The 23,021-nt window shown below is 35.8% G+C and carries 22 protein-coding genes and 1 pseudogene; 7 read left to right on the top strand and 16 right to left on the bottom strand.

Translation table 11 applies throughout. From position 1 onward, the window contains the following. Positions 1 to 39: 39 nt before the first annotated feature. The 4 genes from bamD to pgsA all read right to left on the bottom strand — a co-directional run bounded on the left by bamD (position 40) and on the right by pgsA (position 2,411). Positions 40 to 753: an outer membrane protein assembly factor BamD gene (gene bamD, locus J4T77_RS01260; protein ID WP_190321289.1), complete on the bottom strand. Its 714-nt coding sequence runs from the start codon at positions 751 to 753 to the stop codon at positions 40 to 42. Positions 754 to 813: 60 nt separating this feature from the next. After that, the gene (locus J4T77_RS01255; RefSeq protein WP_233641073.1) at positions 814 to 1,530 is read right to left on the bottom strand and encodes a hypothetical protein; all 717 of its coding nucleotides are present in this window, start codon (positions 1,528 to 1,530) and stop codon (positions 814 to 816) included. Next, a complete protein-coding gene (locus tag J4T77_RS01250; protein ID WP_233641072.1) occupies positions 1,530 to 1,757 on the bottom strand; it encodes a hypothetical protein in 228 nt (75 codons plus the stop codon). The genes J4T77_RS01255 and J4T77_RS01250 overlap by 1 nt, the downstream gene beginning before the upstream one ends. A gap of 120 nt (positions 1,758 to 1,877) precedes the next feature. Continuing rightward, positions 1,878 to 2,411, bottom strand: a complete 534-nt coding sequence (gene pgsA / locus J4T77_RS01245; protein ID WP_010962629.1) for a CDP-diacylglycerol--glycerol-3-phosphate 3-phosphatidyltransferase — start codon at positions 2,409 to 2,411, stop codon at positions 1,878 to 1,880. Between the two features lie 134 nt (positions 2,412 to 2,545). Between pgsA and J4T77_RS01240 the strand changes: the two genes are divergently transcribed. Continuing rightward, positions 2,546 to 3,868, top strand: a complete 1,323-nt coding sequence (locus J4T77_RS01240) for a malic enzyme-like NAD(P)-binding protein (RefSeq protein WP_182319340.1) — start codon at positions 2,546 to 2,548, stop codon at positions 3,866 to 3,868. A 14-nt stretch (positions 3,869 to 3,882) separates the two neighbouring features. Here J4T77_RS01240 and J4T77_RS01235 read toward each other — a convergent pair whose 3' ends face one another. Further along, on the bottom strand, positions 3,883 to 4,809 hold the full coding sequence (locus J4T77_RS01235; RefSeq protein ID WP_190321264.1) for a P44/Msp2 family outer membrane protein: 927 nt from the start codon (positions 4,807 to 4,809) through the stop codon (positions 3,883 to 3,885). A 111-nt stretch (positions 4,810 to 4,920) separates the two neighbouring features. On the opposite strand from J4T77_RS01235, the gene J4T77_RS01230 reads away from it, so the two are divergent. Both J4T77_RS01230 and grxD read left to right on the top strand, forming a co-directional pair. Further along, the gene (locus J4T77_RS01230) at positions 4,921 to 5,139 is read left to right on the top strand and encodes a BolA/IbaG family iron-sulfur metabolism protein (protein ID WP_006280012.1); all 219 of its coding nucleotides are present in this window, start codon (positions 4,921 to 4,923) and stop codon (positions 5,137 to 5,139) included. A gap of 15 nt (positions 5,140 to 5,154) precedes the next feature. Then, positions 5,155 to 5,478 (top strand): Grx4 family monothiol glutaredoxin, encoded by a 324-nt coding sequence (grxD, locus tag J4T77_RS01225; RefSeq protein ID WP_006280013.1) that lies wholly within the window; start codon positions 5,155 to 5,157, stop codon positions 5,476 to 5,478. Between the two features lie 194 nt (positions 5,479 to 5,672). Here the strand turns inward: grxD and fumC are convergent, their stop codons facing one another. From fumC to murC, 4 genes are all read right to left on the bottom strand, one after another. After that, positions 5,673 to 7,067, bottom strand: a complete 1,395-nt coding sequence (fumC, locus tag J4T77_RS01220) for a class II fumarate hydratase (protein ID WP_010962632.1) — start codon at positions 7,065 to 7,067, stop codon at positions 5,673 to 5,675. Between the two features lie 392 nt (positions 7,068 to 7,459). Next, positions 7,460 to 8,482: an Obg family GTPase CgtA gene (cgtA, locus tag J4T77_RS01215; protein WP_006280016.1), complete on the bottom strand. Its 1,023-nt coding sequence runs from the start codon at positions 8,480 to 8,482 to the stop codon at positions 7,460 to 7,462. Then, the gene (gene eno / locus J4T77_RS01210) at positions 8,470 to 9,744 is read right to left on the bottom strand and encodes a phosphopyruvate hydratase (RefSeq protein ID WP_233641071.1); all 1,275 of its coding nucleotides are present in this window, start codon (positions 9,742 to 9,744) and stop codon (positions 8,470 to 8,472) included. Before eno ends, cgtA begins: the two co-directional genes overlap by 13 nt. Before the next feature lie 4 nt (positions 9,745 to 9,748). Continuing rightward, positions 9,749 to 11,245 (bottom strand): UDP-N-acetylmuramate--L-alanine ligase, encoded by a 1,497-nt coding sequence (gene murC / locus J4T77_RS01205; RefSeq protein WP_190321266.1) that lies wholly within the window; start codon positions 11,243 to 11,245, stop codon positions 9,749 to 9,751. A gap of 26 nt (positions 11,246 to 11,271) precedes the next feature. Between murC and J4T77_RS01200 the strand changes: the two genes are divergently transcribed. The 3 genes and pseudogenes from J4T77_RS01200 to J4T77_RS01185 all read left to right on the top strand — a co-directional run bounded on the left by J4T77_RS01200 (position 11,272) and on the right by J4T77_RS01185 (position 15,864). Beyond that, positions 11,272 to 11,946 (top strand): septal ring lytic transglycosylase RlpA family protein, encoded by a 675-nt coding sequence (locus tag J4T77_RS01200; RefSeq protein ID WP_369409702.1) that lies wholly within the window; start codon positions 11,272 to 11,274, stop codon positions 11,944 to 11,946. Between the two features lie 932 nt (positions 11,947 to 12,878). Beyond that, positions 12,879 to 14,242, top strand: a pseudogene (locus J4T77_RS07170) (ankyrin repeat domain-containing protein). A 134-nt stretch (positions 14,243 to 14,376) separates the two neighbouring features. Beyond that, positions 14,377 to 15,864, top strand: a complete 1,488-nt coding sequence (locus J4T77_RS01185; RefSeq protein WP_223823097.1) for a type II secretion system protein GspD — start codon at positions 14,377 to 14,379, stop codon at positions 15,862 to 15,864. A 7-nt stretch (positions 15,865 to 15,871) separates the two neighbouring features. Here the strand turns inward: J4T77_RS01185 and J4T77_RS01180 are convergent, their stop codons facing one another. Together J4T77_RS01180 and mtaB are read right to left on the bottom strand one after the other, a co-directional pair. Continuing rightward, positions 15,872 to 16,783: a P44/Msp2 family outer membrane protein gene (locus J4T77_RS01180; RefSeq protein WP_190321269.1), complete on the bottom strand. Its 912-nt coding sequence runs from the start codon at positions 16,781 to 16,783 to the stop codon at positions 15,872 to 15,874. Positions 16,784 to 16,849: 66 nt separating this feature from the next. Beyond that, positions 16,850 to 18,076, bottom strand: a complete 1,227-nt coding sequence (gene mtaB, locus J4T77_RS01175; RefSeq protein ID WP_190321270.1) for a tRNA (N(6)-L-threonylcarbamoyladenosine(37)-C(2))-methylthiotransferase MtaB — start codon at positions 18,074 to 18,076, stop codon at positions 16,850 to 16,852. A gap of 389 nt (positions 18,077 to 18,465) precedes the next feature. Here mtaB and gatA point away from each other — a divergent pair, with 389 nt between their 5' ends. Beyond that, positions 18,466 to 19,935 (top strand): Asp-tRNA(Asn)/Glu-tRNA(Gln) amidotransferase subunit GatA, encoded by a 1,470-nt coding sequence (gene gatA / locus J4T77_RS01170; RefSeq protein WP_190321271.1) that lies wholly within the window; start codon positions 18,466 to 18,468, stop codon positions 19,933 to 19,935. Positions 19,936 to 20,296: 361 nt separating this feature from the next. Here the strand turns inward: gatA and J4T77_RS01165 are convergent, their stop codons facing one another. The 5 genes from J4T77_RS01165 to J4T77_RS01150 all read right to left on the bottom strand — a co-directional run bounded on the left by J4T77_RS01165 (position 20,297) and on the right by J4T77_RS01150 (position 22,896). After that, a complete protein-coding gene (locus J4T77_RS01165; RefSeq protein ID WP_233640986.1) occupies positions 20,297 to 20,632 on the bottom strand; it encodes a hypothetical protein in 336 nt (111 codons plus the stop codon). Then, positions 20,629 to 20,775, bottom strand: a complete 147-nt coding sequence (locus J4T77_RS01160; protein ID WP_233641028.1) for a hypothetical protein — start codon at positions 20,773 to 20,775, stop codon at positions 20,629 to 20,631. The genes J4T77_RS01165 and J4T77_RS01160 overlap by 4 nt, the downstream gene beginning before the upstream one ends. A gap of 32 nt (positions 20,776 to 20,807) precedes the next feature. After that, on the bottom strand, positions 20,808 to 21,608 hold the full coding sequence (locus J4T77_RS01155; protein WP_233641067.1) for a reverse transcriptase domain-containing protein: 801 nt from the start codon (positions 21,606 to 21,608) through the stop codon (positions 20,808 to 20,810). Further along, a complete protein-coding gene (locus J4T77_RS06990; RefSeq protein ID WP_255324786.1) occupies positions 21,571 to 21,699 on the bottom strand; it encodes a hypothetical protein in 129 nt (42 codons plus the stop codon). The genes J4T77_RS01155 and J4T77_RS06990 overlap by 38 nt, the downstream gene beginning before the upstream one ends. Positions 21,700 to 21,945: 246 nt before the next feature. Beyond that, positions 21,946 to 22,896 (bottom strand): hypothetical protein, encoded by a 951-nt coding sequence (locus J4T77_RS01150; protein ID WP_233641066.1) that lies wholly within the window; start codon positions 22,894 to 22,896, stop codon positions 21,946 to 21,948. Between the last annotated feature and the right edge of the window lie 125 nt (positions 22,897 to 23,021).

Genomic DNA, 23,021 nt, shown 5'->3' with positions numbered 1-23,021 from the left:
AATTATATATCAAAGCATAGAAAAAGCTAAAGCAAATTTTCAAGCCTCTGGCTTGGCATCTTGCAGGTTTTCTGCTAATAACATACTTTCATACTGCTCAGCTTCTAAGTCAAGGCCAAGAGCTGAATGGGCTGCTATTAAATGGTTAATAGACTTAGAAAAATATTTAGAATCCTTATAGCTTGCCATATTCTGGAAACGCTTAATTGCTGCTAAATATTCACCACGCCTCAGGTAAAATTTACCGATAGAATACTCTTTTGTTGATATATGTTCTGTGATTAATTTTGCTCTTTCCTTTATCTCGTCTACATATTCGCTGCCTGGAAAGAGATTAATGTACTCAGTGGCTAGCTCTAAAGTTTTATATGCAGTTTGCTGTCCAAGTTGCACTTTATTAATTTGCATGTAATAAGATAATACTCTTAAGTAGTATACATATGGTAAATCTTCACCATTTGAATAAACATATATATAATCAGCCATATCACTTGCAGCACTGCTATAGTTACCCATATTATAGTGAGAGACCCCAGATAATAATTTTGCTTTCATTGCCCAATAAGAAAAAGGATACAAATCCTCTATCTTATGAAATGCCCTAATAGCTTGTTTATATTTTTTCTGATCAAAAAGTTCAACTGCTTCTTCATATAGTTCAGTTTCAGTTTCAGTTTTTTCAAGATCATCCGCATACGATTGTGTAAAGGAGCAAATTAGGAAAATAAAGCACGTGATTAAAGTCTTATACATAAGATTTTTTTCGATCAAAATAAAGTATAGACCTAAATATTACTTAAATAAATAAATTTCTTAGGCAATAGCCGGTCCTTCTTCTTTATAACTACGGTCAGAACTACCTGTATTTCTTGATTCACCTCGTCCTTCCACTTTTGGATCTTTCAGCGTCTTACTGTAGGAATGTATAGTTAAGACCTGTACAGCCATAAAAATTGCAATACCTACCAAGCCTAAAGTAGGTCCAACAGCAGGATTTAAGGACGATGCTAATGCTATTAACATTATCCTTCTTATTGAAAATACAGAAGAACCAGCAAGCGCCAATCCGGCTACAGATATATTGCTAGTTTTCTTGCTAGATTTCTCATCAAGATCAGACTTTTCTGTTTCCTTTTTCTTATTTTTTTCATGCTTATCAATATAAGAAACAAGAGTTGCAAGAAAAGCAATTGCATTGGCAAGAAATAAAATTGCATCCTCTGCTGCTTCAAGTGAAGATGTTTCACCCATTATCATACCTACAATAACCAGTGCAGTTGTTATAGCCTCAATATAGATCAAACACTGACCTATATCAGAAATATTGTGCTCTTTTTCCTTTACTTCCTCTCCATTTTCAATAATATCCAACTCTCGTTCTTTTTGTGCTATCTTCCTATTATTGTAAATTAAATATAGCGTACAAATAAGAGATAAGACTGTAAAAGGTAATATAGTGTGGCTTAGCGCGCCACTTATCACGCCAAGTAATACCTGATCGCTATATGTTTTTTCCAGTTCAATCGCCATCAGCAATGTAAATGGGACCATTGTTGCCAATGATGCACATTTTCTCTATATAGCTCTCTTTTTTTTAGTGCTAATAGTTCTTGTTCTAGCCTTTCTCTTTTGACTTCTTTATCAACTGTTGGCCAAAAATCCCAAAAAAACTCTTCTAATGGTTCAAAATCTCTTTTTTTCTTATTCTTTCCTGGAACCTTTTTAGTAGAAGAAAATTTGCCACTAGGTATTTTCATAATATTAACCTAATTAGTAGTAAGTTAATACAATTATACACCTTTTTGCTTTCTGAGTCAATATCACTAAGATATTAACTACTCTTGTCTATTAACTATTTCCTAGGAGATTTAATCAATCTATTTGATGCCGGCTAGGATATAATTATAGCCTGACCACATAGTTATAATAGCTGCAACCCATAAACAAATCGCACCTGTATATTGAATCATATAATAATCGTTCATTATTAGCGCTACTACAGCAACCATCTGCAAAAATGTTTTAATTTTTCCAGCTTTGCTTACAGGTAGACTAACATTTGTAGCTATCAGAAACTCCCGTAAACCCGAGACTAATATCTCCCGACAGATGATGATAATCGATGGTACTATTGTAAAATCATTTATCTTATGCTTATAAACTAGCATAATTATCGTTGAAACCACTATTAATTTGTCAGCAATTGGATCAAATAGCTTGCCAAACTTTGATTGGACTTTCCACGCACGCGCCAGGTAACCATCAAAAAAATCCGTAATGCACGCAAACACAAAGATTGATATTGTTATCAGGCCTGCATATTTATTTTCTATATAAAAACTTAATATTATTGCTGGTATTGCAAGTGCACGAGAAATTGTAAGCAAATTAGGCACGTTTTTTTTAAGCATGTAATATCATCTTACGTAATAGGTAAACTTATACAGAAGTACAACAGAGTTCACAAGTTAATAGTTTACAATTGAACATTTATAAAAACTCCATATACTTAAAAAATACAAGCTTAAAATATAAGGATGTAATGATGAACGATGATTTAGATAGTACCACAAAACAAGAAGCGCTTAAGTATCACAGCAGAGGTGGTAACCCTGGTAAAATTTCAATCATGCCAACAAAACCTTTATCTACCCAGTATGATTTGTCACTTGCTTATTCCCCTGGTGTTGCAGCTCCGTGCCTTGAAATAGCTAAAAATCCTGAGGTTGTTTATGATTATACAGCAAAAAGCAACTGTGTTGCTGTCATTTCAAATGGCACTGCAGTGCTTGGACTTGGTAATATCGGTCCTCTTGCTGCAAAACCTGTCATGGAAGGCAAAGCTGTTTTATTTAAGCGTTTTGCTGATATTGATGCAGTTGATATAGAAGTTGGTACAGAAAATATAGAAGATTTCATCAATGCAGTAAGGTATCTTGGGCCAAGTTGGGGGGGGATAAATTTAGAAGATATAAGATCTCCCGATTGTTTTATAATAGAGAAACGCCTGAATGAACTGATGGATATTCCAGTGTTCCATGATGACCAGCATGGAACTGCGGTGGTTGTTGCAGCTGGCATAGAAAATGCTCTTGATATTGTTGAAAAGAAATTAGAGGACGTTAAGATCATTATGAATGGTGCTGGAGCAGCCGGTATTGCATGTTTAGAAATACTAAAGTCCATGGGCGCTAAAAATATAGTGCTGTGTGATAAGCAAGGAGTAATATACAAAGGTAGAAACGAGGATATGAATGAGTGGAAGGAAAAGTATGCAATTGATACTTCCGAACGTTCTCTACTTGATACAATAAAAGGCGCTGATGTATTCATCGGACTATCTGCAAAAGATGTGTTAAATGAAGAGATGTTAAAGAGTATGGGCAAAGACCCGATTATTTTTGCTCTTGCCAATCCCGATCCAGAAGTAAGGCCTGAGTTTGCAAAATCTGTGAGGCCAGATGCAATAATTGCAACTGGTAGGTCAGATTACAACAACCAAGTCAACAACGTAATGGGTTTTCCTTATATATTTAGAGGGGCACTTGATGTACATGCAACAACAATAAATGATGAAATGAAAATTGCAGCTGCAGATGCAATAGCAAAGCTTGCCCGTGAGCCAGTACCAGGTGAGATATCTGCAGTCTATGGCGGTCGTAAAATGGGCTATGGACGTGAATATATAATACCTACTCCATTTGACCCAAGATTAATTTCTATAGTAGCTCCTGCTGTTGCAAAAGCCGCAGTTGATTCAGGTGTTGCAAGAAAGGCAATACAAGATTGGAGTAAATATGAAAATCAATTAAAATCTCGTCTTTCTAATGTTCTCAGCATGCTGAATTTACTATCTTCACATATGTAATTTATTGGATAAAGTTAAAAGTGATAAACCAACCCAAACTCTAAGCCATATATGCCAAACCTATTGGTAATGGTTGCAGTTGTTGATTCAACACGTGCAGTTTCATCAACTTTACTTCCTCCACCGGCAGGAATATATCCTTCACCAGCTAGTATCTTTATTCCTGGTACAATATCTTTAAATTGGTTATCAAGGATACCAAAATAGCGTAAACCAGCAAATGCTTGAGTTTGTGCTGTAAGTTGGTGATTGATACCAAGTTTTGCTTGGTAAGCCAAGGCATATCTGGTTTTTCCTAGAAATTTAACCCTAGTTACACCTGCACCAATACCAACATATGGGGTGAATGGCATTTTTGCTATATTAAAATCACGATATACATTGACCATTCCAGCTAAGTTATTAAAACCTTCATTTTTCATCTTAAATGCAGCTCTGAACTCTGCTTCAACACTACAATTTTCTTGAATGTGAATATCAACCTTTCCACTTCTCCAAGGTGAATTGCATTCCGCTCCAGTAGACGCATCATTGTGACGACGAAGTTCAATATATCTTGCTTTTTTCTTATCTGAATAATCTTCATCATATAAGTTAGTCTGAGAATATAAGCCTTCAAACTCAACTCTCATATTTTTGAATAAATACCCTATTGCAGCACTACCGGCAAACTCTGGAACATATTTAGGACTGTATCCAGCTTCAATTCGCTCCTTCTTATTAAAACTAAAAACCCCCTCTGTTATATTGTCACCTGCATCTTCTTTTCCTTCTAGAGAACCTATTGCATTGAAGAATGCTCCAAAATAGTTAGCTTTGATGTAAACATTCTCTAAGTTATTTATTTTATCATCGTAAGATAAGCACCTAAATGAAAAAGTTAGCAAAACCAATAGATATGTGAATTTAAATCTTTCGCCCACCACAAAGCCTCCCTGCATAATTTGTCATTCCATTATTATAGTATGCTTCTATTTTTTATGATAGCAACTTTTTATTGCGCTCAATCGTTTTAGATTTATAATGAAAGTATTGTAATTTAAAGCAAATCAATGACTATTGCAATTCACGAATTAGAGAGGATCATCAAACAATCGTTCCCCGACGCTGATATAAAGATTCATGATCTTGCTGGAGATGATGACCATTATCATTTAAAAATAAACTCCAAGTGTTTTCTTGGAAAGACAAAAATAGAACAGCATAAAATGGTATATAAAGCTCTGGAAGGTCAGTCTATACACGCCTTGCAACTGGAAACTAATACTTAAAAATAAGGTGAATTTATGAGCAATTTTGAACAAATAAAAAAAGATATAACAGAAAATGATGTGGTATTATATATGAAAGGCACTTCTGATTTTCCTCAATGCGGATTCTCTGGACTCGTCGTGTCAATCCTAAAAAAATTGAACGTGAAGTTTAAGTATATTAACGTGTTGGAGAATGATGAAATACGTGAATCTATAAAAAAGTTTTCTGATTGGCCAACAATTCCACAATTATATATAAAGGAAGAGTTTATTGGTGGTTGCGACATCACTCGCGAGATGTACGAAAAAGGCGAACTGCAAAGTTTATTGAAGGAAAAAAAAATTATTGCGGAATAAGTACCAAGAAACCAGTGCCCAGACGCTGGATAACGTAGTATAGCTATGAAAAAGGATCTTATGTCTTAAGCCGTATCCGTTCAGGGGAGCGGCAAAATAAGGTAGACAAAGCAAGATAATAATGTTGATGTTAACACTATTGTCAAGTTTACTGGCCTTTCTATTAGTGAGATTGAAGAATTAAGTGTGAGCGGTTACAAATAATTTACCATTTCTTCTGGTTTCACTATCCTTTCAAACTCTTCCTCAGTGAGCAGTTGAAGTTTTGCTGCTGCTTCTTTTAGAGTGATATTTTCTTTATAAGCAAGCTTCGCTATTTTTGCTGCATTGTCGTACCCTATATGCGTATTTAATATAGTGACCAACATCAACGACTGATTCAGTAAATCTTTTATCCTCTCTTCATTTGCTTTAATACCAACTACACATTTTTCTGTAAAATTTAAACTTGCGTCAGCTAAAAGTCTTATAGACTGCAAAACATTGTAAATTATCACTGGCTTAAACACATTCAATTCAAAATGACCGTTTGAACCACTAATGGTTACAGCAACATGATTTCCCATAACTTGAGTGCATACCATAGTCACCGCTTCACACTGAGTTGGATTCACTTTACCTGGCATAATTGAAGAACCAGGCTCATTTTCCGGTAACATTATTTCCCCAATTCCGCATCTTGGACCAGAACCAAGCAACCTTATATCATTTGCAATTTTCATTAAACTGACTGCTACTGTATTGAGTGTTCCACTGAGCTCAACTAAAGCATCATTTGCTGCTAGCGCTTCAAATTTATTGCCTGCTGAAGTAAATGGAAGGTTAGTAATTCCTGCAACTTGCTTTGCAAAATCTTCAGCAAAACCCTTTTTAGTATTGAGTCCCGTGCCAACCGCAGTGCCACCTTGTGCAAGCTCGTATATACCACTTAAAGTTGATTTTACTCTCTCTATCCCCTTTTTAATCTGGGCTGCATAGCCAGAAAACTCCTGTCCTAGTGTTAGGGGCGTTGCATCTTGCAGATGAGTACGTCCTACTTTTATTATATCTTTAAATTCCTGAACCTTATTATCCAGCACCTTATGCAATTTTTCAAGATTTGGAATAAGCAAGCAGTTTATTTGCTCTGCTGCTGCTATATGCATTGCTGTTGGAAAGGTGTCATTTGACGACTGACCATAATTCACATGATCATTTGGATGTATTGGAGATTTACTACCCAAATTACCACCTAAAATCTCTATTGCACGATTGCTGATCACTTCATTCATATTCATATTAGTCTGCGTTCCGGATCCGGTTTGCCAAACAACAAGCGGAAATTCATTATTAAATTTGCCATCTATTACTTCCCTCGCGGCTGTGCAAATTGCGTCCCCTACCCTATCATCTATAACACCATGTTTCATATTAACACGCGCTGCTGCAAGTTTTACTATTGCTAATGCTTTAATCAGAGGCTCTGGCATTTTTTCTGTGCCAATCTTAAAATTTTCTAAAGAACGCTGAGTCTGTGCTCCCCAGTAATGTTCACTTGGTACTTTTACTTCCCCTAAGCTGTCTGATTCTATTCTCGTCTTTCTATCCATATTTTCCTCCTGGTGTTATGCAAACTGGTTCACTACATAATTTTTTCATGCCTACTTCTTTGTTAATTAAATCATACTAGATCCAAGTAGTCAAGTGTACGAACATTGCAATTTTCAGTTAACTTGCATGGTAGATGCAAGTAGCTGACACTGATTCACTTTATGATGGTGTCATTCCAGTCTGGAATCCAGCCTTTTCATAATCATCAAAACGTTGTATTTTAACATAAAACGGCTACTTTTATGCTTACCAACTTAATAAAATTCCTGGATCCCAGTGTCTGGGCACTGGGATGACACCCTTCTGGTGGACTCAAATCACGATGTTTGCACAGCTGTACGCTTAGTTCTGGTTGCACGCTACCATTCTTGTACATCCATAAATAGAAAATTTACGCTTTAAAAGGATCATATACATCGATTTCCTTAGAATTACTCTTTTTCAATTTTTCACTTAATAATCTTAAAATAGGCTGTAAATCACCATTAATTGATAAGCACAGCACTTCTTTATTGAGATAATTAGCTAGGTGATTCTTCTTTTCCAGAATTTCTGCTTCCCTCAATAAGTCGCATTTGTTTAATACTACAATCTCTTCTTTTTCAACAAGATCACTATTGTAAAGTTCCAATTCATTATGGATACAACTATAAGCCGAAACAACGTCATCGTGAGTTACATCGATTAAATGAAGTAAAATTTGACACCTTTCTATGTGCTTTAAAAATTTATGCCCGAGCCCAACTCCAAGGTGAGCATCAGTAATTATTCCAGGAATATCTGCTATTACAACTTCGCTATCATCCACTTTTACCATGCCTAAATGAGGTCTTACGGTGGTAAATGGATAATCGCCTACTTTTGTATCGGAATTTGAGCAGCGAGTCAAAAATTTTGATTTACCTGCGTTTGGCATGCCAATAATTCCAACATCTGATAAAACTTTTAGTTTTAATAATACATGTTTTTCTTCGCCAGGCTGACCGTAAGTAAAATGTCTTGGTGCCTTATTAGTAGAAGATTTAAAATTAGTATTTCCAAGTCCACCTTTTCCACCCTGTGCTACTTGAAATTCCATACCAGGCTTGTCAAGGTCTACTATTATCTCTTCACTTTCTTCATCAATTATTTGTGCACCGACTGGAACTTTAAGTATAACGTCTTTCCCTGCTGTGCCAGATCTATCCCTGCCTGCACCATTTTTTCCACTATCTGCTTTAATGTGTCTTCTATAACGAAAATGAAGCAAAGTGTTGAGATTAGCGTCGCTGATGAAAACTATGTTTCCACCCTTTCCTCCATTACCACCATTTGGACCACCAAATTCAACGAACTTTTCTCGACGAAAACTTGCACAGCCATCACCACCGTCACCAGCTTTTAAACACAATTTTACTTCGTCTATAAAACCCATGCTAACCCACGATAATATTTAGCATCCTTTCCTAATGCGCTTTCTATTCTGATTAGCTCGTTATACTTCGCGAGTCTATCAGAACGCGATAGCGACCCGGTTTTTATTTGCCCGCAATTTGACGCAACTGCTATATGAGATATTGTTGTGTCTTCTGTTTCACCTGAGCGATGAGAAACAACAGCTTTATAGCCATTTGATTTTGCCATTTCAATAGCAGCAAAAATTTCTGTTAACGTCCCTATTTGATTTGGCTTGATCAGTACAGCATTTGCCATTTTTTCCTCTATTCCTTTGCATATCAGTTCACAATTTGTAACAAACAAATCATCCCCAACCAATTGAATTTTACTCCCCAATTTTGCAGTAAGTAATTTCCAACCTTCATAGTCGTCTTCACTCATTGCATCTTCTATAGAAATTATTGGATATCTTTCCACAAGATTACAATAATATTCAGTCAACTCTTCTGAAGTAAGATCTCTGTGTTCAAATTTGTAAATTCCATCTTCATAAAAAGTAGATGAAGCAACATCAAGGCCTAGTGCAAAATCACTTTGCGCTGAATAACCTGCTGATTCTATAGCGTATATGATCAAATCAAGTGCTTCTTCAGTACTTTCAATATTTGGTGCAAAACCACCTTCATCCCCTACATTTGTGCTATAACCTTTTTTCTTAAGAATGCTACGTAAGTTGTGGAATACCTCCGCAGATATTCTAATCGCTTCGCTGAAAGTCTCAGCACCGACCGGAAGAATCATGAATTCTTGGAAATCGAGCTTATTGTCTGCATGTACTCCACCATTAATTATGTTAATGAGTGGAACCGGCATAACACTCGTCTGCTTTCCTCCCAAATATCTATATAGCGGCATTTTGAAACTGTTTGCTGCTGCTTTTGCAACTGCAAGAGACACACCCAAAGTTGCATTTGCTCCAAGTTTTGATTTGTTTTTTGTTCCATCCAGTTCAATTAATGCTTTATCAATTGCATTTTGGTCCGCTGCATTTATTCCAATGATTTCATCTGCTATTATCCCATTTACAGCTTGAACAGCTTTCAGCACTCCCTTACCACAATACCTTTTCTCATCTTGGTCCCTGAGTTCCAAGGCTTCTAATTTACCGGTTGAAGCTCCAGAAGGTACAGATGCCCTGCCTATTGCACCATCACAGAGCTCAATTTCTACCTCAATAGTGGGGTAACCCCTGCTATCTAAAATTTCTCTTGCAAATACGTTATTGATTATCTTATTCATTACATTAAACCTTAACTTCCGCAATAAGTGCTGCAGTTTCCTTTGCCAATTTAGCTATATTACTACCAGCACCAATAAATAATACTATATCACTTGGACTTGTCGAATCACTAATAAAATGTGAAATGAGCAAAGCATCATTCATAATTTTTGTGTTATTAAATCCATTACTGATTAAAGCTTTTTGTATATCATCAATCCCACAACCAGGAATAGGCTTGTCTTCTGGGGGATGAACAGAAGTGAGGATGACATAATCAAACATCATGAAAATGCGTATGAATTCATCAAAAAAATTACGAATGCGGGCAAAACGAAGTGGTTCGATAATTCCTATTACTTTTCCTTTAGTAATCGAACGTGCAGCCGTTAAAGTTGCATATATTTCATTTGGATGATGGGCATAATCCTCAATTAACTTAACACCTTTAATATCGGCAATCAAAGAGAATCTTCTTGCTACTCCTTGAAATTCCAAAAGGCCTTTTTTAATATCTGCATCGCTAATTCCGAGCTTTATCGCAACTGATATTGCAGCTAGGGCGTTGCTTACTTTGTGAATTCCAATTGCATTTGATAGTACTATGTTTTTTAAAGGGCTGGATCCCAGTGTCACGCACTGGGATGACATCTCTGTACACTTTCCTTTTGTCATTCCAGCACGTAATGCTGGAATCCAGTTGTTCAACACATCAAATTCTATGCTGTTAGCATGCTGTTTAATGTTGCTGGCTCTTATGCTACCATTCTCAAACCCAAACGTTATAGAATTACCCGCATCATAATCGATGTCTACAGAATCAGGTAAAACTGCAGAATCTGCATTATTCACGAATTGGGAAAATGCATTTTTGATATTATCAAATGTGCCGTAATAATCTATGTGGTCATTGTTGATACTTGTTATGACAGCAATCTTTGCAGGGATTTTTAGCATAGTTCCATCAGACTCATCAGCCTCGATCAGAAAAGTGTCACTCCCTCCAAGTTTGAAGTTGCTCTTATAGGAATTTAATATCCCTCCTACAGTTACAGTCGCATCAATGCCAGAATGATCAAAAATGGAAGCAATCATAGCGGTTGTTGTTGTCTTTCCGCTTGAACCTGAAACCGCTATCACATATTTACCTTTCATAATTTCAGCAAGTATGTCTGATCTATGCAAAACGGTTTTATTGTTATTTTTTGCCGCAATTAACTCCACATTATCAGATTCTATTGCAGAAGAATGTACAACTATTTGAGCTTGGCTTATATTATTAGCATTGTGACCAATAAAAACCTCTATACCTAGCTTTTGTAACTTATTTATATTGTCGTTTGATTGTGCATCACTGCCTTGAACTTTGCAATTGGAATTGTGAAGAATTTCAGCAATGGCACTCATTCCGATTCCACCTATACCAATAATATGTATTATTCCTTTTTGAATTTTGTTAATATTTAGCAGTAGATGTTTACTCATTACTAAATTTATTATAGTATAATTTAAAATCCTCATAATATCGAACCCTCTTACCGAATACAATGATAAAAAACCTAACCTTTCTATGTCTAATATTTGTTTTGATAAGTAGCTGCAGTTTTAGCAACAGGTTTAACTGCACTGCAGGTCATTATAAAATTGGCAGCAGCTACACAATAAATGGTATAACTTATTATCCAAAAAACTGTAAACACTATGAAGAGATAGGGATAGCATCGTGGTATGGAATAGAAGATCATGGCACACTTACAGCAAATGGTGAAGCGTTTAACCGTCACTTGATCTCTGCAGCGCATAAGACTTTGCCCTTACCCTGCTTTGTTCTTGTCACTAATTTAGAAAACGGAAGAAAGCTTGTTACAAGGGTTAACGATAGAGGGCCTTTTATTGAAGGCAGAATAATAGACTTATCAGAAAAAGCAGCTCAAGTCTTAAGATTTCATAAATCTGGGCTTGCAAAAGTAAAAGTTCAATACCTAAGAAAGATGTCAGAACAATTGATACAAAATACTCCTCATTACAGAAAGCAATATGAAAAAGAAATGCAGAAACGTCATCCGAAACAAGACAGTGCAGAAAGTAAGGGATATGTTGCATTTTTTAAAAGTGCTCAGGCTGCTAAATCAGCTGCATCAAAGCTTCGCAATCAAGGAATAAAAAATGTTAGATTGCTTTTTAAGAACGATCAATATTGCGTGAAAGTGAGTTATAGGTAGTGGTGAGTGCAGAATTTGAAAAATTTGGTTAATGTAAGGAACGCTGGCTAACTATTGTAAGTTAAAAATGTGATATAAAAAAGATATCAACAATTTATAGCTATACCACCGCGATATCTCTTAGCCGCTAACACGTAGCGGAATGACGAGCTTATCGTCACGCCACCGCTAACCGTCTCATACCGCGATTTATTCGCGGTATCTCAGCCGCTAACAAGTAGCGAAATGACAGCAATCCTACGTCATGCCGCCGCTAACCGTCATACCGCGATTCATTCGCGGTATCTCAGCCGCTAACAAGTAGCAGAATGACGAGCTTATCGTCATGCCACCGCGAACCGTCATACCGCGATTCATTCGCGGTATCTCAGCCGCTAACAAGTAGCAGAATGACAGCAATCCTACGTCATACCGTCACGGTATCTCTAGATCCCGCTAACAAGTAGCGGGATACTTGACCTTTACAGGAATGACAGTTGTCGTTTAGCTATAAATGTTAAGAAATTTACCAAATAAAAAAAAAGGCAAAGAAACCCTAGGGTAGCTAGTATTCAAATTCTCCCTTGTCTATTTGACGTCTTTTACTGTCTTAAACACTTTATAAGCGCGTTTCGGCTTGTATAGGTAGAAACCTAAAAGTTTTATAAAGACATGAGGTGCACATAGTGCAAAAAATTAAGCATGATTTACGCCAAATATATTAAGCTTTTTGTCATTAATCCACTGCAGAGATTGCGAAGATAAATAAATAGCTTCAGTTTCATGATAAGAGGGCTGGCGGAGTTTGTCAAGTAAGTTTTTCGTTTCATCCAATGCGCTGCCAAAAGTTTGTTATGCAAGAATGCACTAGCCATTTCTCACAGATTCATTTAAACTTAATCAAGTAGGAGTATTATTAACGCGAAAAGAGTTTAATTAGAGATTTAAGTGATATGGCGCGTGAGGAAGATATAAACCAATTAGTAGAAAATGGATTTGATATTAACTCAAAAGATGCAAGTGGAATCACTCTCTTGCATAAGTTCACAAAAGAAGGCGATTTAGTTGGAGTAAAGTCATTACTAGAGCACGAAGCTGATTTCAATGTCGTAGACAACGAAAATAGAAACCCTCTGCATTACGCCATTATGCATGGACACAAGAAAGTTGCTAAACTTTTTGTTAACCAACTGACAATTAATTCCAAGGATAAAAATGGATTCACTCCACTGCACCTTGCTGCACTACAAGATGACACGGAATTAATAGATTTTTTGATAACAAAAGGCGCAAAAATTAATGAAAAAGATGCCAAAGAGGGCTATACTCCTCTTCATATAGCTTCACTATACGGTTCTAAAAAAAGCGTCCAAATTTTAATTGATAGCGGAGCAAATCTCGAATGTGAAGATAACAATTTTCGTACTCCTTTGTTTTTAACCATTTATCAATGCACCGCACATTATGACAGCAGAGCAGAAATTATAGAATATCTGATAAAGAAAGGTGCAAATATAGAAGCCAAAGATGCAGAAAATAACACTACGCTTTTCCTAGCAGCGTATAACAACAAAATGCAAATAGTAAAACTTATTGCAAAAAAACAGCAAGCAAGTAACGATAAATTAAACTTAAAGAGTTTTTTTGCACAAAAAACAACCATGGTTTTGATGCGTTAGATTGCGCTATTGAGCATAATAATAGAAAAATGGTAACATTTCTTGTTTCAAAGGGAATAGAAGCAAACGATCAAGATTTTAATGGTAACGCTAGGCTGCATAAAGCTAGCCATAATGGTAACACTAAAACAGTTAAGCTCTTATTGAAGCTTAAGGTAAACGTTAATGCTGTTACTAAATGTAACAGAACTCCCTTGCTACTCGCAGTTAAAAAAGGCCATACACAAATTGTGAAAATGTTATTGGAAGTTAGAGCCAATATGAACATTTGTGAGCAACAAGGTTTTGCACCTCTACATCTTGCTGTTCAAAAGGATTATTTTGATATAGCTCAGTTGTTAACAGAAAAAGGTGCAGACCTTAACATTAAGTGCAATAACGATCATACCGCAATAGATATGTTCATTAGCAAGGCTCATAGCAAAAAAAACATCGAAGAAAATTACAAAAAATTTTATAGATTTTTGATGCTTTATCTGAAAGAGCTACATAGTAAACACAAAGCCTGTTGTATACTTTCAACCCTAGCTCTAAGCTTAACAATTATAGGCTTACCATTTATTTTCAAGCCTATTATTAAATACAGAGAAAGAAGTACAATATATAAAAAAATTAGGGCTATGCTGGTCTACATTTAAGTACAAGAAGAGTATACAAAAAATACATAGCCAAAGCTAATACACGACAATTATCTGCTCGATGAAAATGAGATTAAATACATTTTTAATATTTTTATAGAAATCTATTAGTATAGATTTTGTATGCTGTTCTAATGGCTATTTTTAAATGCTTAATACTCCTCTTCATTATTTCTTGCACACATCTACCTACCAAGCAATATCCTATTAACATAGACAATTATAAGCACGATTATCCGTTGCAACAATATAACACCTCTTTGGAGATTAATGAACCGGCAATACCAGAAATTATGCCTTTACCAATAGAGTTTCCCGATCTCACAATCAGTAATCAGCTTATTTCTATTAATGTTAGTGAAGAAGTATCAGTAAAGGATTTGCTGATTGAGATAGGAAAACTTTCTGACGTTAACTTGGATATGGACCCAAAAATATCAGGTAATATTATTTTAAAGCTAAAAGATAAGGATATAAACGAAGTAATTCAGAGTATAGCAAATAGCGCCAAACTGCGTTACTCAACAAGTAATGGTGTAATTAGAATTGAGCAGGACTTGCCATACGCACAAAATTATTACGTAGACTTCATCAATATTCAACATTCTGCTCAAAGCAGTTTCGTCATTAATAACAATATTACTAACAGTGATGGAAGTAACGTTGATAGGGACTATAACAATGTTATGAAGTCTCAATACAGTAGTGACTTATGGAATTCATTAGAAAAAGGCTTGAATGCAATAATGGATGTTAACGGGGTGGATGATGGCGAATTCCTTTCATCCAACAGAGAAGCTGGTGTTATTATTTTGAATGCTAAAAAAGATATCCACAAAGCTGTTGAAGAATATATTAATAAGGTTAAGAAGTTAGCGTCTTCTCAAGTAATGATAGAGGCAAAAATAGTTGAAGTTGTGCTAGATGACAAATACCTTTCTGGTATGAACTTAAATGACTTACAAGATGGAACTAAGTCTATAATAAATCAAGATAACTCCATTATTAACCTAGCAATGAACTTTGGTGCAAATGATCTAGGAGATTTAGTAAAAAATTTAGACAAATTTGGCACTTCAACTGTAATTTCAAGCCCCAGAGTACATGCTATAAATAATCAGCAAGCGATGATTTCATTTACTAAAAACCATATTTATTTTACCTCCGATATACAAAAAGATACTAGAAACTCTAATCAGACCTTAATTACCAAGATGAATAGCGTCCCAATAGGTGTTGTGCTAATAATCCACCCAAGCATTAACATTGATACTAGTGAAATATTCATGGATATACATCCAACTTTATCAAGAATTAACGGCTACACTAAAGATCCAGATATAGAGTACGTCGCACAGCAGAGTAAAATGAAATTAAATAGCGACATTCCAATTGTTGAAATCAGAGAAATGAACTCTATGTTAAAAATTAAGAGCGGTGAAATTATGGTAATCGGCGGGCTTATAGAACATAGAGAAGATAAGCAAAGCTTATTGCATCAGAAATCAAAAAGGCTAGCGAATAATATTAGAACAGTAGAAACTGTCATTTTTTTAAAAGCAACAATCGTACCAACATTTGGTTTGTTAGATAGAAAAGATAAGAATTTATATATATATTAAATTATCACTAAAAATTAAATATCAAACCAACTTCAATATTGTGAGTAGATATGTCATCTGCAACAGGTATCGGAACGCTAAAGTAACGATAGCCGAGAAAGGTTTTGATTTCTGGGATTATTGAATAATCAACACCAAGTTTTATTTGATAAGCAAACCAAGGAACATTCAGTGGCATTGAATTTTGGGGTGACCCATTAATCCTTTTTAATCTAAAAACTGTTGGTCCTATACCAAGACCGATGTACGGAGCAAATTGTGTATCCTGAACGCTGGGATTATAATAGAAGTTTAACAAAAACGCAAATATACTTGCTGATTTATCAAATACCGGAGGAGAATTACTATCTTCAATATTGGCTATAGAATACGCGGCTTCAAAATCAATTTTACCATTTTCTCCAGCATAGTAACCTAAAGACATGCTGCTAAACCACTGGAAATCAAATTTACCATCAAATTGCTGTATACTTTTAATTTCATCTGCCACTATATTTTTTATTATAAAACCATAATGACTTTCAACTAAAGTTAGGACTCTTTTTCCTATTTCTTGTATACCCTTTACAAATATTTCTGAATTATCATGGTATACCTTACCACCGTTAGCGCTAACATAAAAATCAAGTTTTTTTGATTTTTCTTTTGTAGGCTCAGCTTGATCTGCAATACGTGACCACATATTTTTCTGATCAGCTACTTGGAAAACAGAAGGTGGACTACTTTCAAGTTCTTGATATTTTATTGGTATTTCTTTTGCAGTAACCTCCTCAGAACGTATCACACTTTTATTATTGTCTGTTTCTAATTTTAAGGGTTGTACTTGCTCAATGTGTGTATCATTACTAATATAAGTAATAAAAAAATAGACACATGAAATGAAAATCAAAAATAAAGTAATAGATATTCTAGTTATCATAAATGAATTCACAATTATCATTTACAGTATAATTACTATATCGTATATTTCTTCAATGTACAAAAATTAAGAAAAAATATTTCCAATTAGATAATTATTTTCCACTCCTTTAACATTAACTTTCACAATACTCTTGGCTTGAGCTTTTGATTCAAGCTTTATTAATGCAAAATTTTCTGCTCTACCGACATTATTTTGCTCAACCAGAACACTTTGCTTAGTGTTGATCAAGGATTGACAAAAACTGCTCATAATTTCTTTATTTACTTCTCTTAAATTTTTTACTCGTTCTTTACGCACATTCTCTGGTACTTGTGGCATTCGTGCAGCAGGTGTATTTTTCCGCTCTGAATATGGAAAAGCATGTAGGTAAACTATATTTGTTTTTTTCAGTAAATCAACTGTATCCTGAAACATTTCATCAGTTTCTGTTGGAAATCCAGCAATAATATCAGCGCCAAATGCTATATTAGGCCTCAAGCTCTTCATTTTATGACAAAATTCTATCACTTGTTCTCTGTTGTGACGACGCTTCATTCTCTTTAGTATTAAATTATTACCAGATTGTAGACTCAAATGTAAATGAGGCATAAGTCTTGACTCATTAGCTATTAAATCCATTAATTCGTCGTCAACTTCAGCAACATCGATAGAGGAAAGTCTTAGCCTCTTCAACTCTGGTATATCCTTTAAAACTCTCCTAATCATTGAACCAAGTGATGGCTTACCCAACAAATCTGTACCAAAGTCAGTAATATCAACCCCTGTAAACACTACTTCTTGATATCCATTTTCTACAAAGATCCTGATTTGCTCTATAATACTGTTTATTGGCACAGATCGATTATTCCCTCTTGCCTCAGTAATTGAACAAAATGTGCAGCTATGATTACAACCATTTTGAATTTCAATAAATGCCCTTGACTTATCTTCAAATCCATTAATTAGAACAGGTTCTACTTGGTTATCACTGACCAAGATTTTATCGTCATTTAGTAAGTAATTTTCAGCTTTTAGCTTATCTTGATTACCGAGCACTTTACTTACACCAGGAATGCTACTGTAAACTTCTGGATCCAACTGAACAGCACAACCAACTACGATAATTTCTTTATTTGGATCATTTTTGTAAATCTTACGTATCTTTTGCTTTACCTGACGTTCTGCTTCGTTTGTCACTGCACAGCTATGCACCACAACAACATTTTCTCTCTTTGCTTTTTTTAATGCTTCTTTGATTAACTCGCTCTCGTAAAAATTTAGACGACAACCAAATGTTATCACTTTATTCATGTTAGTATTTTTTGCTTTAATAGACCTAAATTATATCAAATATCCAAGCAAAGTCTCTTGCATGACTATTTTTTTGTAAATAAATGCTATGCAAGCAGCAGACACTGGGATCTCAACGATTTTCACTCAGACACAGTATCACTCCTTTGCTTATTATAGTCTTTTGACCTTTTTAAGATACAATCCGGATTGGATACTGAGTTGGTGAGTATAAAAGTATAGCTTCTACGTCATACCGCTGCGGTATCTCTTAGCCGCTAACAAGTAGCGGGATGACGATTGTCGGTGAATCTAAGTTACCTTAGCTACATTTCTAGCTGTAACTATAAATGTATGGATTTTTTATCGTGCCATGTTATAATTAACGTCTTGCTAAAAATTAAATATTGATGAATGAACTAAGAAAGTTAAGTATTACACAAATGCATGACGGGCTCAAAAAAAAGAGTTTTTCTGCCGTTGAACTCGTAGAGGCGCACATCAGTGCGGTTGAAAATGAGAAATTAAATGCATTTATAACAAAAACCCCAGAGATAGCAATGAAAGCTGCTAAAGCTGCAGATGAACATTTCTCTAGGCAAAAGGATGATTTAATCTCGCCGCTCATGGGTGTACCAGTTGGCATCAAAGATCTATTCTGTACAAAAGGAATAAAAACAACAGCATGCTCAAAAATGCTGGAAAATTTCGTTCCGACTTACGAATCTACGGTGTCTGACTTGCTTTTAAAAAGTGGAGTAGCCATGCTCGGTAAGCTTAATATGGATGAATTTGCTATGGGTTCTGCGAACACAAATAGCTATTTTGGCCCTGTTGAAAATGTGTGGATTAGAAAAAGCGATGGGGAAAAAGTTGTTCCTGGTGGATCATCTGGTGGATCTGCAGCATCGGTGGCTGGATTTTTATGCGCTGGAGCACTAGGGAGTGACACCGGTGGATCTGCGCGCCAACCAGCAGCTTATTGTGGAGTGGTTGGAATAAAGCCAACTTATGGAAGATGCTCGCGTTTTGGTATGATTGCATTTGCGAGTTCTCTAGATCAAGCAGGAGTCATTACTCGTTCTGTCTCTGATTCAGCATTAATGCTGGAAGCAATCTGTGGCTATGATACAAAAGATTCAATATCAAGCGAAAAGCCAGTGCCTAAATTTTCTAGCTTTATAAATGGTGATGTCAAGGGTAAGCGTATTGGTATACCAAAAGAATATAGGATGAATGGAATTTCAGAGGAAATAGTCCATAATTGGGAGAAAGTTGCTTCCTATTTAAAAGAAAATGGCGCTGAAGTTGTTGACGTTACTCTGCCACATACTAAATATGCAATACCAGTCTATTATTTAATTTGTTCTGCTGAAACTTCATCCAATCTTGCTCGTTATGACGGTGTGTGTTATGGGTTCAGGGTTGATGCTGATACCCTTGAAGAAATGTATTCACTAACAAGAGCAGAAGGTTTCGGTAAAGAGGTGAAAAGAAGAATTTTAATTGGCGCTTATGCGCTTTCCTCAGGTCATTACAATGAATATTACGAAAAAGCACAGTGTATCAGGGCATTAATCAGAAATGATTTTATAAAAGCGTTTGAAAAAATAGATTACATACTTGTGCCATCTGCTCCAACAGAAGCTTTTGGCTTAAATGAAAAGCCAGATCCGCTAATTATGTGCATCAATGATGTGTTTACTGTGCCGGCAAGTCTGGCAGGATTGCCTGCTATTTCTGTTCCTGTTGGGCTCTCCAATGAGGGTTTACCACTTGCCTTGCAAGTGATTGGAAATTATTATGATGAAGCTGGAATATTAAATGTGGCAAGTGTGATAGAGCAAAATTGCGGCAGAATAATTAGACCTCTTGCATAATCTATTTTTTGATAGTAATTTTTGCATTAAAATTTGCTTACGCTCCTCAACGTACTCTATGGTTCCATTTTTAGATGAATAGCAAAAACAGGGTATATTAATCTGTTTACAAAATTTTCGTGTAACAGTTCACACTTAATTAAACAGACTGAATTCTGTAATTTTGGGATGTTGAAAAATTTACCTCACGTTGTCATTCCAGCGCATAACGCTGAAATCCAGATTTATAGAAACGAAAAAACTTGCTTGACGTCTGGTAGAGACTCATGACCTTGAAACCAGCGATTTGGTCTCATAACCATAGTCTCCCCAAAAGAACCGTGCTTGCGGATTTCCCGCACACGGCTCCACAATACAGCGTTCACACTAGTGCTCCTGTGTATAAAGAAACATATACCTTTGGTTTTGGTAATGGATTTACTTTTAAATAGTGTATAAATTGTTCCCAATCCATACTTTTCTTTTGACTACGTCGGTTTATCCACTTAAATGCTAACTTTGTTACCGGTCGATAGAATTGAATCAAACACCGATAATTTCCGCTAACTCCGAAGTAGCTATAGTGTCCTGTTAGTTTGGCTTTAAGTTTCTGCCACCAATCTTTGAAACAGATACGACTTCGTACCATCTTCAACCATTCTTTGATTTCTTTAATCTTTCTGGCTAGGCTTATTTTTGAAGTTTTCTGCTTCATCATAAGTTTACCATTACGACTTTTCCACAATAATGTGTAAATCCTAGAAAGTTGAAGCTAGCCGTCCTACGTTTCTCTCTTTCTGCTTGATACCATTCTTTCTTACCAAACTTTACTATTTTTGTTTTATTTTCAGCTATTTCCAACCCAAATTTACTTAGTCTTTGTTTCAGTAATTCTAGAAATTCTTTTGCGTCTTCTTCCTCTCGCAGCCAACTACAAAATCGTCGCAAAACCTTATTAGCTGTAAATATCCTCTGGCTTTTGGCTTAAATTTCTTTTCAAACCATAAGTCCAGCACATAGTGTAAGTATATATTAGCTAATACAGGGCTTACTATACCACCTTGTGGTGTGCCTTGATCGGTTGCTTTATAACATCCAACTTCGACTATTCCTGCCTTTAGAAATCGTTTTATTAACCACAATAAATTTGGGTCAGCTATTCGTTCCCTTAGACAATTCATTAGCCATTTATGTTGAACATTATCAAAGAACTTCTTGATATCCACTTCTACAATATAGTTAATTGGTTTGTGCATAACTGCTTTATCTAGAGCGTTTATCGCCTGATGACAATTTCTTCCTGGTCGAAATCCATACGAGCTGTCCATAAAGTTTGCTTCATAAATATTTTCTAATATCTTCTTTAGCATTACCTGTACCAACTTATCTTCCGTTGATGGTATTCCGAGACCGCGCTTCTCTTTGCTCCCGGCTTTGGGTATGTATACCCTTTTCACTGGTAGCGGTTGATATTGTTTTCTCTTCATACTATCCACTAGTGTTTTAAGTTTCTCTTCTAGATTTTCTCCATAAGCTTCCACTGTCACACGATCTATACTACAAGCCTTGTTGCGTTTTAGTTCCTTATAACACTCTGCAAGATTCTCTTCATTAATCAAATGAACTAATGATGTAAATTTTACTCGCTTATCTTGCTTAGCCCTTACTGCTATCTGGTTTAGTTTTCCTTGCATACTCCTCTAATCTCTGTTGTATTGGTATAGCAATCCCTATACCAGTCACTATATTGCTAACCGCTTCCCCTTGTATGTGGCTTTCCCACACTCCGAGTACTATCAATTAGTCCGACTTCCTTTGCATCTTCCTCCAGTCCTCGCCTTTATTGACTTGTTCCAGAGTACCCTTACAGGAATACAAAGGATCTCCCAAGTTCACGTAAGGTCCATCTCAACACATGACGCGGCCTTCGATCCCGATGAGGTGAGTAATATCTTGCCTTAGCGTTATTACCCATGTTGCCTTCCACCAAATGTTAAGCTTTACCCGTGTTGGATTTTCACCAACTGTTCCTTACGCACTTCTTGGCGCACACCAATTGTCAACTTTCGGAAATTCTGAGCTTTTCTGTTCACCTTCAAAAGTCTGATTACTACCACCAGCGCCCTTTGTCAAATTTTCTTTATTTTCACAAGAACCACCTAAAGAATAGCCTTGACCCTCTTCTTGATCTGAAGCACTTAATTTACTATAAGTTGCTTGACTATAACCATTGAAGTTATAACCTAAACCATTACTACCATGCTGTAAAGGATCGCTTTCAAAAGTTTGTGGATTATCACTTTCACCTAACAAACCACCATTTGTTGGATTACATACATTTTCTGTATATTTTTGATTATTTTGTGCTTCTATTTTCCTCTTCTTGTACAACGGTTCAAACTGATCAATTTCAATCGATCGTACTCGTTTCCTTGAAGGAAAGTCCTCTGGAATCTGATCCTCATCGTCAGAATTGTGACCTGAATCACAAATTACATGATCATTGCAGATAGAATTATGCTCTTGACTAATCAAGGAAAGCTGAATTAGATTGCTAAAAACAATATTATCTAGCTGTACTGAATCAGTACTTTCAAAAATTTGTGGATTATTACTCACGTCTGGCAAATCACCTGATAAACCAGTCTGATGATTATTTTCACCTACCCAACCATCAGTTGGTGTTGGAATGCATATTCCTGTATATCTTTGGCTATCAAGAGAATCATTAGTTAATTGTACTGCTGTATAAGTTGTCCGGTCATCCTCATCATCGGAACTAATACCTGAATCATGGCCATCACCTTCTTCAATCTTTTGAGTTTCTATATCGTGTTCATTTATTTCGCTCGACGAATCATAGTTGGAAGGGTTATACTGTTGATTAGGACGTTTAAAAATTTGACGCCAATCGCTGTAAGGCTCCTTAAAATCGAAAGGAGTGCGTATAACTTTTTCCTTGCCTGATACCCCACCATTCATATTGTATAACCATTACTCACTAATCCCTTAGTGAATATCGTAATATATAGGTCTGTCAATAAAAAAATATAACTTTCTTTGGTTCTAACCTTTGCAAATCAGTATCTATAGCTCGGTAATTTCTC

The sequence above is a fragment of the Wolbachia endosymbiont of Drosophila innubila genome (assembly GCF_021378375.1).
Taxonomy (GTDB): domain Bacteria; phylum Pseudomonadota; class Alphaproteobacteria; order Rickettsiales; family Anaplasmataceae; genus Wolbachia; species Wolbachia pipientis.
This window is presented reverse-complemented; position numbering and strand designations above follow the sequence as displayed.

Coding starts and splice junctions, on each gene's coding strand:
- pgsA (WP_010962629.1), bottom strand. CDS start 2,411: ATGCTTAAAAAAAACGTGCCTAATTTGCTTACAATTTCTCGTGCACTT.
- gatA (WP_190321271.1), top strand. CDS start 18,466: ATGAATGAACTAAGAAAGTTAAGTATTACACAAATGCATGACGGGCTC.
- J4T77_RS01200 (WP_369409702.1), top strand. CDS start 11,272: ATGATAAAAAACCTAACCTTTCTATGTCTAATATTTGTTTTGATAAGT.
- J4T77_RS01240 (WP_182319340.1), top strand. CDS start 2,546: ATGAACGATGATTTAGATAGTACCACAAAACAAGAAGCGCTTAAGTAT.
- mtaB (WP_190321270.1), bottom strand. CDS start 18,076: ATGAATAAAGTGATAACATTTGGTTGTCGTCTAAATTTTTACGAGAGC.
- eno (WP_233641071.1), bottom strand. CDS start 9,744: ATGAATAAGATAATCAATAACGTATTTGCAAGAGAAATTTTAGATAGC.
- murC (WP_190321266.1), bottom strand. CDS start 11,245: ATGAGGATTTTAAATTATACTATAATAAATTTAGTAATGAGTAAACAT.
- fumC (WP_010962632.1), bottom strand. CDS start 7,067: ATGGATAGAAAGACGAGAATAGAATCAGACAGCTTAGGGGAAGTAAAA.
- bamD (WP_190321289.1), bottom strand. CDS start 753: ATGTATAAGACTTTAATCACGTGCTTTATTTTCCTAATTTGCTCCTTT.
- cgtA (WP_006280016.1), bottom strand. CDS start 8,482: ATGGGTTTTATAGACGAAGTAAAATTGTGTTTAAAAGCTGGTGACGGT.
- J4T77_RS01155 (WP_233641067.1), bottom strand. CDS start 21,608: ATGCAAGGAAAACTAAACCAGATAGCAGTAAGGGCTAAGCAAGATAAG.
- J4T77_RS01150 (WP_233641066.1), bottom strand. CDS start 22,896: ATGAATGGTGGGGTATCAGGCAAGGAAAAAGTTATACGCACTCCTTTC.
- J4T77_RS01250 (WP_233641072.1), bottom strand. CDS start 1,757: ATGAAAATACCTAGTGGCAAATTTTCTTCTACTAAAAAGGTTCCAGGA.
- J4T77_RS01185 (WP_223823097.1), top strand. CDS start 14,377: ATGGCTATTTTTAAATGCTTAATACTCCTCTTCATTATTTCTTGCACA.
- grxD (WP_006280013.1), top strand. CDS start 5,155: ATGAGCAATTTTGAACAAATAAAAAAAGATATAACAGAAAATGATGTG.
- J4T77_RS01165 (WP_233640986.1), bottom strand. CDS start 20,632: ATGATGAAGCAGAAAACTTCAAAAATAAGCCTAGCCAGAAAGATTAAA.
- J4T77_RS01230 (WP_006280012.1), top strand. CDS start 4,921: ATGACTATTGCAATTCACGAATTAGAGAGGATCATCAAACAATCGTTC.
- J4T77_RS01255 (WP_233641073.1), bottom strand. CDS start 1,530: ATGGCGATTGAACTGGAAAAAACATATAGCGATCAGGTATTACTTGGC.
- J4T77_RS01235 (WP_190321264.1), bottom strand. CDS start 4,809: ATGCAGGGAGGCTTTGTGGTGGGCGAAAGATTTAAATTCACATATCTA.
- J4T77_RS01180 (WP_190321269.1), bottom strand. CDS start 16,783: ATGATAACTAGAATATCTATTACTTTATTTTTGATTTTCATTTCATGT.